13 protein-coding genes and 1 tRNA gene are annotated in these 13,763 nt (G+C 60.9%); 3 read left to right on the top strand and 11 right to left on the bottom strand.

Annotation, left to right across the window (positions count from 1 at the left end):
* The 8 genes from U0988_RS10025 to aspS form a co-directional block, all read right to left on the bottom strand.
* On the bottom strand, nucleotides 1-2,379 hold a 2,379-nt coding region (locus U0988_RS10025; RefSeq protein WP_322292480.1), incomplete at its 3' end, for a PAS domain S-box protein.
* Between the two features lie 218 nt (nucleotides 2,380-2,597).
* A complete protein-coding gene (locus tag U0988_RS10020) occupies nucleotides 2,598-3,014 on the bottom strand; it encodes a cupredoxin domain-containing protein (protein WP_322292479.1) in 417 nt (138 codons plus the stop codon).
* Between the two features lie 337 nt (nucleotides 3,015-3,351).
* Nucleotides 3,352-3,428 (bottom strand) — tRNA-Met (locus U0988_RS10015).
* 78 nt (nucleotides 3,429-3,506) lie between these two features.
* Nucleotides 3,507-4,049: a 2'-5' RNA ligase family protein gene (locus U0988_RS10010; protein WP_322292478.1), complete on the bottom strand. Its 543-nt coding sequence runs from the start codon at nucleotides 4,047-4,049 to the stop codon at nucleotides 3,507-3,509.
* Nucleotides 4,046-5,017, bottom strand: a complete 972-nt coding sequence (gene mltG / locus U0988_RS10005) for an endolytic transglycosylase MltG (protein WP_322292477.1) — start codon at nucleotides 5,015-5,017, stop codon at nucleotides 4,046-4,048. Before mltG ends, U0988_RS10010 begins: the two co-directional genes overlap by 4 nt.
* 1 nt (nucleotide 5,018) lies before the next feature.
* Nucleotides 5,019-6,278, bottom strand: coding sequence for a beta-ketoacyl-ACP synthase II (gene fabF / locus U0988_RS10000; RefSeq protein WP_322292476.1), 1,260 nt, complete (start codon nucleotides 6,276-6,278; stop codon nucleotides 5,019-5,021).
* 139 nt (nucleotides 6,279-6,417) lie between these two features.
* A complete protein-coding gene (locus U0988_RS09995) occupies nucleotides 6,418-6,654 on the bottom strand; it encodes an acyl carrier protein (protein ID WP_160601236.1) in 237 nt (78 codons plus the stop codon).
* A gap of 103 nt (nucleotides 6,655-6,757) precedes the next feature.
* Nucleotides 6,758-8,566, bottom strand: a complete 1,809-nt coding sequence (gene aspS, locus U0988_RS09990) for an aspartate--tRNA ligase (RefSeq protein ID WP_322292475.1) — start codon at nucleotides 8,564-8,566, stop codon at nucleotides 6,758-6,760.
* 198 nt (nucleotides 8,567-8,764) lie between these two features.
* On the opposite strand from aspS, the gene rnd reads away from it, so the two are divergent.
* Both rnd and U0988_RS09980 read left to right on the top strand, forming a co-directional pair.
* Nucleotides 8,765-10,024 (top strand): ribonuclease D, encoded by a 1,260-nt coding sequence (gene rnd / locus U0988_RS09985; protein WP_322292474.1) that lies wholly within the window; start codon nucleotides 8,765-8,767, stop codon nucleotides 10,022-10,024.
* Entirely contained in the window at nucleotides 10,021-10,917 is an 897-nt protein-coding gene (locus U0988_RS09980) for a hydrogen peroxide-inducible genes activator (RefSeq protein WP_322292473.1), read from the top strand. Before rnd ends, U0988_RS09980 begins: the two co-directional genes overlap by 4 nt.
* Nucleotides 10,918-10,934: 17 nt before the next feature.
* Here U0988_RS09980 and pgsA read toward each other — a convergent pair whose 3' ends face one another.
* Nucleotides 10,935-11,543: a CDP-diacylglycerol--glycerol-3-phosphate 3-phosphatidyltransferase gene (gene pgsA / locus U0988_RS09975; RefSeq protein WP_322292472.1), complete on the bottom strand. Its 609-nt coding sequence runs from the start codon at nucleotides 11,541-11,543 to the stop codon at nucleotides 10,935-10,937.
* Nucleotides 11,544-11,676: 133 nt separating this feature from the next.
* On the opposite strand from pgsA, the gene U0988_RS09970 reads away from it, so the two are divergent.
* Entirely contained in the window at nucleotides 11,677-12,987 is a 1,311-nt protein-coding gene (locus tag U0988_RS09970) for an MFS transporter (RefSeq protein ID WP_322292471.1), read from the top strand.
* A 15-nt stretch (nucleotides 12,988-13,002) separates the two neighbouring features.
* Here the strand turns inward: U0988_RS09970 and U0988_RS09965 are convergent, their stop codons facing one another.
* Both U0988_RS09965 and U0988_RS09960 read right to left on the bottom strand, forming a co-directional pair.
* The gene (locus U0988_RS09965) at nucleotides 13,003-13,194 is read right to left on the bottom strand and encodes a hypothetical protein (protein ID WP_322292470.1); all 192 of its coding nucleotides are present in this window, start codon (nucleotides 13,192-13,194) and stop codon (nucleotides 13,003-13,005) included.
* Nucleotides 13,195-13,310: 116 nt separating this feature from the next.
* The gene (locus U0988_RS09960; protein ID WP_322292469.1) at nucleotides 13,311-13,721 is read right to left on the bottom strand and encodes an EVE domain-containing protein; all 411 of its coding nucleotides are present in this window, start codon (nucleotides 13,719-13,721) and stop codon (nucleotides 13,311-13,313) included.
* Nucleotides 13,722-13,763: the final 42 nt, after the last annotated feature.

Raw genomic sequence — 13,763 nt, 5'->3', positions numbered from 1 at the left:
TCTTGCCAGGTCGGCCTCGGACAAGGGCTTGGTCAGGACCGACATGGGCTGCGACTGCAGTTTCTCCGGCAGCAGCCCTCCGGTTACAACAATGATCTTGATGTCCGGATGGCTAGTGACGAGATCCAGTAGAAACTCTGTCGCGAGGCCATCGGGGAGGCTCAAATCCGACAGGACGACATCAAACTCGTTCTCCAAGAACAATTGCCTCGCTTCCTTCAGAGATTTCGCTTCGAATGTCTTGCAGCCAAGTCCGTTGAGCGTTTCGACCAACGTCATTCTTATCAGAGGTTCGTCTTCCAGGACGAGCACGTGGCGGAGCTTCTCTTGCCCGGCCCCGGTGCTTTTTCGCCCGCTATGCGTCTCGGCATTTCCCGCCGGCTCCCTGGCATGATCCGCCCCTCTGGTTTCCAGGACCTTCCTGATTTTTTGGCTCAGTCTCTCAGAAGTGTAGGGTTTGCTGATGAGTTCGACACCTTCATCCAGCCTGCCGGCATGGACGATGGCATTCTGGGTATAGCCCGAGGTAAACAACACCGCGAGGTCGGGAATTCGCTCCTTCGCAAGGCGGGCCAGGTCCGTTGACCTTAGCTTTCCGGGCATGACCACGTCGGTGAACAGCAGATCGATCGAAATACCGCATTTGATGATTGCAAGTGCGCTATCTGCATCTGGTGCCTCAATCACCTTGTATCGAAGCTGGGTGAGCAGCTCGACGGCTGTCGCACGAACATCAGGGTCGTCCTCGACAACCAGGATCACTTCGTTGTTGCCCGGCTGGCTGACCAGTTCACCGCTCGGGCGACTGGCCAGTTCATCCTTGCGCGTTCGCGGGAGATAAACGCGGATGGTGGTCCCTTCTCCCTGCTCGCTGTAAATCGTGAGATGGCCGCCGGACTGTTTCACAAAGCCGAAAACCATCGACAGACCCAGTCCGGTCCCTTCGCCCGGTGCTTTCGTGGTAAAGAACGGTTCAAACACCTTTGACAGGTGCTCTTCCGGGATTCCGCAGCCGGTGTCCGTTACCGCGATCAGCACATATTCTCCCGCGGATACGTCAGGATGGACTGCGACATACTCTCCATCCAGAACTGCATTCTCGGCTTCGACCGTGAGTTTGCCGACGCCGTCCATCGCATCCCGGGCGTTGATCGCGAGATTGAGCAGCAGGTTCTCAAGCTGTCTCGGATCGGCAAGACAATTCCACAAGCCTGCGGCGACGACCGTCTCTATCTCGATTGCTTCCCCCAGGGATCGCCGGAACAGGTCGTCCATCTCGCGCATGATACGGCCGGCATTGGTCGGCTTCGGCTTCAACGGCTGCTGACGGCCAAATGCCAGCAATTGGGAGGCCAGCTTCGCACCGCGGTCGACGCCAGAGATCGCATTATTGATGCGCGCGATACTTCGCTCGTCGGTAATCGCGCCCTGCTTGAGTAGATGAAGGTTACCGCCGATGACCTGAAGCAGATTGTTGAAGTCATGCGCCACGCCGCCTGTCAGCTGTCCGATCGCTTCCATCTTCTGCGCCTGAACGAGCTGCGCTTCCAGCGCTTTTCGTTCCGCAATCGCCTGCTCCACCCGGCTTTGCAGTGCCGCGTTAAAGGAATTCAGAGCCTCTCTGGCTTGCAGCTCTTCATCGATATTGCGCGCCTCGACGACCGTGCCGATGGTTGTTCCGTTAGCGCTTCTCATCGGTGAGGCAGTGTAGCCCACGTTGTAGAATGTCCCGTCCTTGTGAACGAAGACTTCTTCCCCCTGCATTTGGACATTCTTTGGGAAGGCGCGGTCTATGGGGCATTCATCGATCGGAAACGGACGTCCGTCTGGATAGCTGTGATGGATCAGGTCGTGGAGCGGCCTTCCCTGCGTTTCCTTGAATGTAAAACCCGTAAGCTGCTCTGCGGCTTTGTTCATGAACGAACAATGCTGACGCTCATCCATCATGATAACCGCCATCCGGGTATTGTTCAGGATCGCATCCAGCTGGCCGGACAGGAACTCCAGTTCACTGCGAATCCTGATTTGCTCGGAGATGTCCTGAATGGCAGCATAGAAAACGGGCGCATCGCCGTTCGAAATAAGTTGCAGGCGAACGCTTACAGCATAGGTCGAGCCGTCTTTTCGCCGGTGAATCGTTTCGAAATACAGCTGTTCGAGCTCGCCCGTGATGAGCGGTTGAACATGGGCCCTGAATTGGGTTTCGGTATATTCGGGCTTTATATCCCAGGGGTGCAGGAGCGCAAATTCTTCCCTGGAGTAGCCAAGGTTTTCACGCGCTCCCCGGTTGACCAGAAGAAAATTAAAATCTTCGCTGTCAAAGATGAAAACTTCGGCTGCCGCCTTTTCAACAATCTCGCCCAGACGTTCGTTCGTCATGAGCTGGCCTCTTGGCATTGACTTGATCCCCCTGCAGCCGCCACGAATCGCATGTCGCCTTGATAAGCCTGGAAATACTCCGGGAACGGATTTCGGCCAACTCCTTTGCGATAGGAATAGACCCTTGGGGGCGGACACCGGATTACCCGGGAGGCACAGCCCGCCGGCGCCAACTAAGCGCGGCGTATCGCGCGCTGAACTTCAGCAGGCCCGTCGCTTCAGCTTACGACAATAGTGCCCTTCATACCGAACAGCGCATGGCCGACGTGAGTGCACACGAGACTGTAGGTTCCGGCAGACGGCACCAGGTGGATTGTGGCCGACTGTCCGCCGCCAAGTTCGACTTGCCCATCGCGCACGCTGGCCACGTCCTCCGGCGCCACCCTCGAGGCCGCGAAGAACTCCGGCGCCGTAAAATCGTGCCCACCCGAAGAGGTATTCTCGATGTGCAGCGCGTAGGCTTTTCCGGCCTCCATGCGAATGGTCGATGGCCCGAAATCGAAGTTGCTTAGCTTCACCTCTATGATCTGAGCATCGGCCAAGCTCGTTGAGGCCAGCTGCGGATCGATCGCGTGGGTTGTCGCGCAAGCAGTGAGCAAAAATGCAAGCGGAACATAGAAAAAGGGACGCATCATATGCCTCCTCAAGGCTTGCGCTTTAGATACTCCTCCGCCGCCAGCAGAGCAAGCTCGGCCCTTCGCTGGTCTCCTTTCACCTCATTTGCAAAGGCGGCTCGAGATCTGCGCCTCCGCGCCCCTGCGGCAGGTCTAAAGCGGTGCGTTCACCAGCTTTATATCCACATAATCCAGGCACAGAATTCTATGTTTTGACGACTGGCCAAGGCGATCGAACCCTACAGAAGACAAGAGAATCGCGGTAATTCAGAGCTAAGGGCGAATCGAATTCGTTTGCCTGTCAAAGGCTTGCGGGGCGCGACTTTCGCGCATTGTCAGTAACAACGCCGACGAAAAGTGGTAGCGGAGGAGGGACTCGAACCCCCGACACGCGGATTATGATTCCGCTGCTCTAACCAGCTGAGCTACTCCGCCCCGTGGGGCAACCGGACGTCTGGCAAACACGCAAGCATCCGGGCAAGGCGGCGCGTTTACGGTGCGAGTTTACGCGGGTCAACCACGAAACGCTACGGGCCGGCCGCGAAAGGGATAATCGCGGACATGGTCCCACGGCCCGCCGCGGTAGATGTACAGGCCAAGCCCGGAGAAACGGAACCGCAGCGGGGTGATCTGCGGCGCCAGTTCGGCCTGCAGCGCCTTGGCTTCCTTCGCGGTGACCTTGTTCTGGATGGTGACGTGCAGGCGCGGGCGGTGGCTGTCCTGCGCCGTCAACAGCCCGTGGAACCGCCCTGCCAGGCGGTCGCGCAGGTCGAGCATGGCGGGGCTGGAGAGTTTCAATGCGGTTCCGCCGCCCAGGGACATCAGGCCGGCAAGTTCGGCCTCCACCGGGACATGCTCGGCGGTTTCCTGCGCCAGGGCGGCCCTGGCCTCGTCTCCGCAAAAATACGGCAGCGCGTGGAACAGCGTGACATGCGCTTTCAGGAAATTGCGTTCCGGCGGGAAGTGCGCGGTGCGCAGGTCGGTCGCCCAGCGGGCAAGTTCGGGCGGCAGCAGCGCCGTCACGATGAACGGAGCGGTACCGGCCTCCGCGCTCACATCTCGCCGCGCTGGCGGCGCAGCGCATACCATTTTTCGACATTGGCGTTGTGTTCGTCCAGCGTGTCGCCGAACACATGGCCGCCTGTCCCGTCCGCCACCATGTACAATGCGCTGGTTTTCGCCGGGTTCAGCACCGCGGCGATGGACTCGCGTCCCGGGTTGGTAATCGGGCCGTCCGGCAACCCGGTCATGGTGTAGGTGTTGTAGCCGTTCACCGCGGAAATTTCCGACTGCCGGATGCGGCGGCCGAGCGGCTTGCCCTTGGTAATCGGATAGATGATGGTCGGGTCCGCCTGCAGCATCATCCCCGCCTTCACCCGGTTGGAATAGAGGCCGGCGACCATCCTGCGTTCGGACGGCTTGCCGGTTTCCTTCTCCACGATCGACGCGAGGGTGACCGCTTCCTTCGGCGAGTCGACCGCGATGCCCGGCGCGCGCTTGTCCCAAAGTTCGGCGAGTGTTTTGCCCATCGCCGCCTGCATCCGCTGCAGCACCGCAGCACGGCTTTCCCCCCGTTCGAAATCATAGGTGTCGGGCAGCACCGAACCTTCTGCCGGTACCGGCACACTGCCCGTCAGCAGCGGCTGCGCCATCAGCCGTTCATGGACCATGATCGACGGCATTCCTTCGGGGATGGTGATGAACCGGCGGATCACATCGCCGCTCTGGAACGCCTCGAGGATATTCGCCGGGCTGGCACCGGCGGGCAGCAGGAATTCTCCCGCCTGGATCGGCGCGCCGCCGCCCAAAATCTTCGCCCGCAGCAGGAACCCGTCGGCGGATGCGATCACGCCTTCTTCCTCGAGCTTTTGCGCCACGCTGGTCAGCGAGGATCCGGAGGGCACCACAAAGGGCGTGTCTTCCTCGATATTCGCCGAACCGTACCAACCGGATGCGAATATCCCGGCAGCGATGAGCGCCAACACACCTAGCGCGGCCAGAAACAGACAGCCGCGGCGCATCATGTTAGTCGACTTTCTTCATCACCAGGCTGGCGTTGGTGCCGCCGAAACCGAAGCTGTTGTTCAGCACCGCATTGACCACCCGCTTGCGCGGCGTGTGCGGCACCAGATCGACGCCTTCGGTGCCTTCATCAGGATTGTCGAGGTTCAGCGTGGGCGGCACGATCTGGTCGCGGATGGCGAGGATGCAGAAGATCGATTCGACTGCCCCCGCCCCGCCCAGCAGATGCCCGATTGCGGATTTGGTGCTCGACATGGAAGCGCCCGACAGGTCGCTGCCGAATACGCGCATCGCCGCGGCCAGTTCGATCGTGTCGGCCATGGTCGAGGTGCCGTGGGCGTTGATGTAATCGATTTCCGAGGGTTCCAGCCCCGCCTTGCGCAGCGCCATCCGCATCGCCAGTTCCGCGCCCCTGCCTTCCGGATGGGGTGCGGTGACGTGGTGCGCATCGCCCGACATTCCGTATCCCACCACTTCGGCATAGATCTTCGCGCCGCGCGCCTTGGCGTGTTCGTATTCCTCTAGCACGACCACGCCCGCGCCTTCGCCCATCACGAACCCGTCGCGATCCTTGTCATACGGACGGCTCGCCTGTTCGGGGCGGTCGTTGCAGGACATGTTGAGCGCACGGGCCTGTGCGAAACCGGCCACGCCGAGCGGGCAGATCGTCCCCTCCGCACCGCCCGCCAGCATGATATCGGCGTCGTCTTCGCGGATCATCCGCGCGGCGTCACCGATCGAGTGTGCGCCGGTGGAACAGGCGGTCACGACCGCGTGGTTGGGGCCCATCAGACCGTATTTGATCGATACCTGTCCGGAGATCAGGTTGATCAGGCGGCCGTGGACGAAATGCGGACTGACCCGGCCGGGGCCGCGTTCGTGCAGCACCAGGGATTCGCTTTCGATACCCGGCAGTCCGCCGATTCCCGAACCGATCGAACAGCCGGTTCGCTCGCGCAATTCCTGCGACATATCCTCAAGCCCTGCGTCTTCGAGCGCCTGTCCGGCAGCATCGATGCCGTAGATGATGAACGGATCGACCTGGCGCTGGACCTTGTGATCCACCCGCTTGTCCGGATCGAACCCATATTCATGGTCCGCCGGTTTTACTTCGCAGGCGATCTGGCATTTCTGGTCGGAGGCGTCGAACCGCGTGATGCGCCCCGCGCCGCTTTTCGAAGCAAGTATGTTTGCCCAGGTCGTTTCGACATCGCCGCCCAAAGGAGTGACGAGACCCAGTCCGGTTATCACCACACGGCGCATGAAAATCTCCCAAAATGCTGGCCCAAAAACCTGACGGTCCAGAAATACAACAGGCCCGGCCCCTTAATGGGGGTCGAGCCTGTCAGTTCCCCGCCGACCGCCCGAAAACTGGCGTCGGACGAGCGTGGCGGGCGGGCAATCAGCCCTTGTGCTCTTCGATGTATTTGGTCGCGTCACCAACGGTCGTGATCTTTTCCGCCGCATCGTCGGGGATTTCGACACCGAATTCTTCCTCGAACGCCATCACGAGTTCGACGATGTCGAGACTGTCTGCGCCCAGATCATCGATGAAGCTGGCTTCCTGAGTGACCTTGTCGGCCTCGACACCGAGGTGTTCGACAACAATCTTGGAAACGCGATCAGCAGTATCGGACATATTTTCCCTCTCGAATTGGGGGTTGAAGCTTTCCTGTCGCCCTAATGAACCGGACGCGGGCTGGCAAGGGGATGCGTAAAACTAGTGTGCGGCCCAACAATTATCAGGCGGTTTCTGCAGGCTTTTCTGCGGACACTGCCTTGGGCGGTTCGACGATCCGGATCGCCAGTTCCTTCAGCTGCGCCGCGGTGACGGTGCTGGGTGCGCCCATCATCAGATCCTCGCCCTTCTGGTTGAGCGGGAAGGCGATCACCTCACGGATGTTGGGTTCGTCCGCCAGCAGCATCACGATCCGGTCGATCCCCGGTGCGGAACCGCCATGCGGCGGCGCGCCATATTTGAACGCGTTGATCATGCCGGAGAAATTCGCGTCCACGTCGGCCTGCGAATAGCCGGCAATCTCGAACGCCTTGTACATGATATCGGGCCGGTGGTTCCGGATCGCACCGGACGAAAGCTCGTAGCCGTTGCAGACGATATCATACTGCCACGCCAGGATATCCAGCGGGTCCTGCGTTTTCAGCGCCTCCATCTCGCCCTGCGGCATGGAGAACGGGTTGTGGCTGAAATCGACCTTCTTCGCGTCCTCGTCATATTCGAACATCGGGAAATCGACAATCCAGCAGAATTTGAAGCAGCCTTGCTCGATCAGACCCAGTTCCTCGGCCACGCGGGTGCGGGCGGCACCGGCCAGTTTGACCGCGTCCTTTTCCTTGCCCGCAGCGAAGAACAATCCGTCATTCTCGCCCAGACACAGCGCGTCGTACAGCCGCGCCATCAGGTCGGGGCCGTGGTTCTTGGCGATCGGGCCGCCGAACTCGCCGCCCTTGCGGGTGACATAGCCCAGACCCGCGAAACCTTCGCCGCGTGCCCAATTGTTCATGTCGTCGAAGAACTTGCGGCTCTTTTCATACGTGTTTGGCGCAGGGATCACGCGGACGATGCCGCCGCTGCCGACAATGGTTTCGAACAGGCCGAAGCCCGATTTCTCGAAATGCGCGGACACGTCGGAGATAACCAGCGGGTTGCGCAAATCGGGCTTGTCGGTGCCGTATTTAAGCATCGATTCCCGGTAAGGGATGCGCGGAAAACTGCCTGACGGGGTTACGGTCTTGCCGCCGGAGAATTCCTCGAACACGCCGCCCAGCACCGGTTCCAGCGCCGCGAAGACATCGTCCTGCGTCACGAAACTCATTTCCAGGTCGAGCTGGTAGAATTCCAGGCTGCGGTCGGCTCGCAGATCCTCGTCACGAAAACACGGGGCAATCTGGAAATAGCGGTCGAAACCGCTGACCATCAGCAGCTGTTTGAACATCTGCGGCGCCTGCGGCAGCGCATAGAATTTACCGTTGTGCATCCGGCTGGGCACCAGGAAATCGCGCGCGCCTTCGGGGCTCGAGGCGGACAGGATCGGGGTCTGGATTTCGGTAAAGCCCTGTTCGACCATCCGGCGGCGGAGCGAGGCGATCACGTTGCTGCGCAGCATGATGTTGGCATGGACACTGTCGCGGCGCAGATCGAGGAAGCGGTTCTTGAGGCGGATTTCCTCCGGATATTCCTGTTCGCCCGCGACCGGCATCGGCAATTCCTCGGCGCGGCTCTGGATCGTGACGCAGCGGGCGTAGACTTCGATCCCACCAGTCGGCAGGTTCGCGTTCACGGTCCCTTCGCTGCGCGCCTTCACTTCGCCATCGATGGTGACGACGCTTTCCACCCGCAGCCCGTCGAGCACCGCCAGCGCGGGCGAATCTTCGTCCACGACAATCTGCGTCAGGCCGTAATGATCGCGCAGATCGGCGAACAGCACCCCGCCGTGATCCCGCTTGCGGTGAATCCAGCCGGACAGGCGGACGGTTTCACCGACATTTTCTGTGCGTAAAGCCGCGCAATTGTGGGTACGATAGGCGTGCATCTAATATCTTTCCAAATTTGCGGCTATGGCGCTATGTGCGCCGCGACAACCGGCAAGCAGTCGGAGCGCTGCGCACCCCGTGCGGATGCGCGGGCTAACAGGGGAACCGCGTGGCTTTGTCAAGCTGTGCGGCAACGCTTCGATGTAACTGGGCATCATGCCCGAGGGCGGTACTCCGCCCGCATAAAGAAAAACGCTATGAAAATACATGATTTGATTACCACCACCGGCGCCCTCGATGAACTGTGCGCCCGCCTCGCCAAATCCGAATTCGTCTCCGTCGATACCGAATTCATGCGCGAGAATACCTATTGGCCCGAATTGTGCCTGGTCCAGATCGCCAACGAACACGAAGCCGCGGCGATCGATCCGATGGCGGACGGCATCGACCTGACCAGCCTGCTCGAGCTGATGTGCAACAATGAAGATGTGCTCAAGGTCTTTCACGCAGGCGGCCAGGATGTGGAAATCATCTACAATCTGACCGGCAAGACCCCGCATCCGATCTTCGACACGCAGATCGCGATGATGGCGATCAGCCAGTCCGAACAGATCGGCTATGCCAACATGGTCGAAAGCTGGCTCGGCATCACGGTGGACAAGGGTGCACGGTTTACCGACTGGGGCCGCCGCCCGCTGACCGAACGGCAAATCGAATACGCCATCGGGGATGTCACCTTTCTGTCCGACATTTTTCCCAAGCTGCTCAAGAAGCTGATCAAGACCGGGCGCGGTGCGTGGCTGAATGCCGAAATGGAAAAGCTCGCCGATCCGGCGAATTATGCTGCGGACGGCGACAAGGCGTGGCTGCGGATCCGCCAGGCCGGCCGCAATCCGATTGTGCTCGGCCGCCTGAAAGCGATCGCCGCGTGGCGCGAAAACGAGGCGAAGCACAAGAACATCCCCCGCGGGCGGATCATGCGTGACGAAACTCTGGCCGATCTGGCAGGACACCCGCCGAAAAATCAGGCTGACCTCGCGAAGGTGCGCGGCTTGTCGAATTCCTGGAAGGACAACGACATCGGCAAACGGCTGATGAATGTTCTGGAAACCGCCGAACCGCTGCCGAAGCACGAATTGCCGGAGAAAGTCGGTCGCGGTGCGCCGCTGGGCAAGGAAGGCGCGCTGGTTGCCGACCTCCTCAAGCTGCTGCTCAAGGTCCGCTGCCGGGAAATCGATATTGCCTCGCGCCTGCTGACCAAGTCCGACGAGTTGGAAGCGCTCGCGGCCGGGGTTCGCAAGCTCCCCATTCTCGAGGGCTGGCGGTATGAAGTGTTCGGCAAGGAAGCACTGGAGCTGGTGGAAGGGCGGATGGCATTTACCGTCAAGGACGGCAAAATGGTCATGACGCATCTCGGCAACGCTTCTGGCGAGGGAGAGGCAGACAGCGACGGAGCCGGATCCGAACCTCAGCCGGGTGACGACGAACCGTTGCCGGCACAGCACGCCGCCGAATGAGCACGTACCTCCCGACGATCAAGCAATTGCAGTATCTGGTCTCGCTGCACGAACACGGGCATTTCGGCCGCGCGGCGGAGGCGAGTTTCGTTTCCCAATCCACCCTGTCGGCCGGAATCCGCGAGCTGGAATCGCTGCTCGGCGTGACGCTGGTGGAACGCAGCCGCCGCGTCGTCCGCTTCACCCCCCTGGGCGAGACCGTGGTCGCGAAAGCGCACCGGCTGCTGCGCGAGGCGGAGGAGCTGTCCGACCTCGTGCAGGCGTCGGGCAAGCCGCTGTCGGGCGAATTGCGGATGAGCGTCATTCCCACCATTGCCCCGTTCCTGCTGCCCAAGATGCTGCCCCGCCTGCGCCGCGAACGGCCGCAATTGCAGCTGTTCCTGCGGGAGGAAACCAGCGATGCAGCGGTCGAATCGCTCAATCACGGACGTGTCGACTGCGTGCTGCTCGCGCTGCCCTTCCCCACCGGTGACGTCGATTACGAACATATTTCCAACGACCGGCTGTTCGTCGCCTTTCCGAAGAACGACCCGCGCGATCCGCCGGCGGTCATTCCGCCGGAAATGATCGACGAAGGCCGCCTGCTGCTGCTGGAAGATGGCCACTGCCTGAAAGCGCACGCGCTCGCGGCCTGCAACCGCCCGGAACTGCGTTCCAACGCAGCGATGATCGGCACCAGCCTCCACACGCTGGTGCAGATGGTGGACAATGGCCTGGGGCTGACCATGTTGCCGCAGATGGCGCTCGACGCCGGCATCCTGAACAACACCGACGTGGTCGCGCGCCCGCTCGACACGGCAAACGCCAGCCGCGAGATTGCGCTGATCTGGCGCAAGAATTCCCCGCGCGCAGCGGAATTCAAGCTGCTCGCCGAGGAACTGCGCGCCGGCTGAACAGGGGCACCGCGGCGTCAGTCCATATGTTTCAGACCGACGCGCAAATAATCCCAACCCGTGATCAGGGTGAGGATCGCAGCGGCCCACAACGCGGTCAGACTGGCAATGTGGATCCAGTTTTCGGCCGGGGTCAGGCACGCATCGGCAAGTGTGACGCATGGCGGACCTTGAACTGCACCGCCCAGGATCAGACCGCCCAGGGCGACCAGTTGCAGCGCGGTCTTCCATTTCGCCAGTCTGGTCACCGGCACCGATATCTGGAGGCTGCCGAGAAATTCGCGCAAGCCCGATACGGCAATCTCGCGCATCAGGATGATCAGTCCGGCGATCACATGCATGTCGCCCACATAGGGCCCGCGAAGATACCCCTGCGCGGTGAGCACCAGGATTACAGCGGCGATCATCAGCTTGTCCGCGATCGGATCGAGGAACTGGCCCAGTTTCGAAACCGTCCCGTTCGACCGCGCAAGATAGCCGTCGAAATAATCGGTGATGCCCATCAGGCAGTACAGTCCAAAGGCCAGCGCATACCCCAGCTGCCATTGGGGCCACCACAGCAGGAAGGCCAGCAGCGGGATTGTCACGATCCGTGACAGCGTCAGCAGATTGGGCAGCGTCATCATCCTGTCCGCTCTAGCGCGCAAAATGGCTGCGGCAAAGCTTCGCTGAACAAATGCCTTTGCCCTTGTTCCCCTAATGCATTGCTATAGAGCGTCTGCAATTCGGGGACGGTGCTGGGAGCGGCGACAGAAATCTATGACCACGACAACGCATCTGCTGCGCAGCCGGCGCTTCGTGCCGCTCTTCGTTACTCAACTCCTCGGTGCCTTCAACGACAATCTCTACAAGAACGCCATGGTGCTGTTCGTGGTCTACAGCATCTACAATTCGCAGGAAGCAGAAGCACAGTTCAGCGCCATCGCCTCAGGCTTGTTCATCCTGCCGTTTTTCCTGCTGTCCGCCCTTGCCGGGCAATTGGCGGATATGCGGGACAAGGCCGCGATCATCCGGATCGTGAAATTCTGCGAGATCCTGATCATGATCGTCGGCGGCGGCGGGCTGTTCCTGGCGTGGCAAGGCGGCGCACTTGCGGAGTTTTCCATCCCCCTGATGCTGGCAGCGCTGTTTGCCATGGGGGTGCATTCGACGTTCTTCGGCCCGATCAAATACGCGATCCTGCCCCAGCACCTGCATCGTGACGAAGTCCTCGCCGGGACCGGCCTGGTCGAGGCCGGAACCTATATCGCGATCCTGTTCGGCACGATTCTGGCCGGCTGGATCGCTGTGGAATGGGCCGCGGTGGCCGTCGTTCTCACTGCCGTGGTGGGCTATATTTCGGGCCGCCAGGTGCCGCCCGCACCGCCGGTAATCGCGGCCGAACCGCTCGACTGGAATTTGTGGCGCTCGTCGCGGCAACTGATCCGCAAGACCATGGACGATCGCCGCGTGTTCCTGGCGATCCTGGCGATCAGCTTTTTCTGGACCATCGGCGCGGTGCTGTTCATCCAGTTCCCGCCGCTGGCCAAGAACGTCCTGACCGCCAGCAAGGAAGTGGCCAGCCTTTTTCTGGTGATCTTCTCCATTGGCGTCGCCATCGGCTCGGTGTCGATCAACGCCCTGCTCAAGGGCACCGTCTCGGCACGGTATTCGCCGGTATCGGTAATCGCGATGGGTGTCTTCGTGGTCGCGTTTTATTTTGTCTGCCGCAGCTGGGTTCCCCATCCCGAAGACGGATTGATGGATGTCGGCACCTTTGTCGTCCAGCCGCTCGCTGTGCCGCTGCTGCTGTCCCTGCTCGGCATTGCCGTGGCCGGAGGGATGTTCGTGGTGCCACTGTATGCGTTCCTGACCACCTTTGTGGAAAAATCGCAGACCGCCCGGACGATCGCCGCCAACAATATCGTGAATTCCGGCGCAATGGTGGTCGGCTCGCTCCTCGCGATTGGCCTGAGCATGGCGGGCGTGGATGTAACCGACCAATTGTTGCTGAGCGCCGCGATGTGCCTGGTGTCGGCATGGCTGGGGCGGCTGTTGTTCAAGTCCGAACTGAAGGCCCTGCCCGCCTGACCGGGTCGGGCGCGATCAGGCGATGAAGATCAGCACCGCCAGCAGACAGGCGATATAGGCGCCGAAAAAGCCGCGCACGTCGTCGCGGTCTATCACCCAACCTGATCGCGCCGGTGCGGGTATGACCCCTTTCCGGACATGCGGCGGCAAACTTGCCAGGAATGGGTGGCGGGCCGATTCGTCGGTCAGGACAAGAGTCTTTCGCATGACCCATCCTTAACCCGATTCTAACCATGTTGCGCGGAGGATTATTGCGCCGTCGCAAGACGGGACATTAATCCTGTTTGTTCAGCAAGCGGCTGCGCGCCGAGGGACAGCTGGAATCAGGCTCCGGCCATCGACAGCACGGTCGCCCATTCCTCGGGTCGGACTTCGCTGACGGACAGGCGCATCAGCTTGACCAGCTCCATCTCGGCCAGCTGCGGTTCGGCCTTCACCTGCTTCAAGGTGACGGGTTTGGGCAGGCGGGTTTTGGGGACGATCCTGACCGCAGCCCATTTGCCTTCCGGGTCGGTCGGATCGGTCAGGCCCGCCTCGCTCACCTCGGCAATCCCGACGATCTCCAGCCCGATATTCGAATGATAGAAGAACACCGGATCACCGACTTCCATCGCCGCCAGATTGTTCTTGGCCCGGTGATTGCGCACACCGTCCCAGGTGCCCTCGCCCTCTGCAACCAGATCGTCCCAGCCATAGACATCGGGTTCGGATTTCATCAGCCAGTAACGCGGCATTCAAGCACTCCATTAATCGGTCGGGTTCTGGGGCGATAGCGG

The sequence above is a fragment of the Allopontixanthobacter sp. genome, assembly GCF_034376665.1.
Taxonomy (GTDB): domain Bacteria; phylum Pseudomonadota; class Alphaproteobacteria; order Sphingomonadales; family Sphingomonadaceae; genus Allopontixanthobacter.
Note: the sequence above shows the minus strand (reverse complement) of the source record. Positions and strands in the feature narration are given on the sequence as shown.

Coding starts and splice junctions, on each gene's coding strand:
- U0988_RS10020 (WP_322292479.1), bottom strand. CDS start 3,014: ATGATGCGTCCCTTTTTCTATGTTCCGCTTGCATTTTTGCTCACTGCT.
- mltG (WP_322292477.1), bottom strand. CDS start 5,017: ATGATGCGCCGCGGCTGTCTGTTTCTGGCCGCGCTAGGTGTGTTGGCG.
- fabF (WP_322292476.1), bottom strand. CDS start 6,278: ATGCGCCGTGTGGTGATAACCGGACTGGGTCTCGTCACTCCTTTGGGC.
- U0988_RS09995 (WP_160601236.1), bottom strand. CDS start 6,654: ATGTCCGATACTGCTGATCGCGTTTCCAAGATTGTTGTCGAACACCTC.
- aspS (WP_322292475.1), bottom strand. CDS start 8,566: ATGCACGCCTATCGTACCCACAATTGCGCGGCTTTACGCACAGAAAAT.
- rnd (WP_322292474.1), top strand. CDS start 8,765: ATGAAAATACATGATTTGATTACCACCACCGGCGCCCTCGATGAACTG.
- U0988_RS09980 (WP_322292473.1), top strand. CDS start 10,021: ATGAGCACGTACCTCCCGACGATCAAGCAATTGCAGTATCTGGTCTCG.
- pgsA (WP_322292472.1), bottom strand. CDS start 11,543: ATGATGACGCTGCCCAATCTGCTGACGCTGTCACGGATCGTGACAATC.
- U0988_RS09970 (WP_322292471.1), top strand. CDS start 11,677: ATGACCACGACAACGCATCTGCTGCGCAGCCGGCGCTTCGTGCCGCTC.
- U0988_RS09965 (WP_322292470.1), bottom strand. CDS start 13,194: ATGCGAAAGACTCTTGTCCTGACCGACGAATCGGCCCGCCACCCATTC.
- U0988_RS09960 (WP_322292469.1), bottom strand. CDS start 13,721: ATGCCGCGTTACTGGCTGATGAAATCCGAACCCGATGTCTATGGCTGG.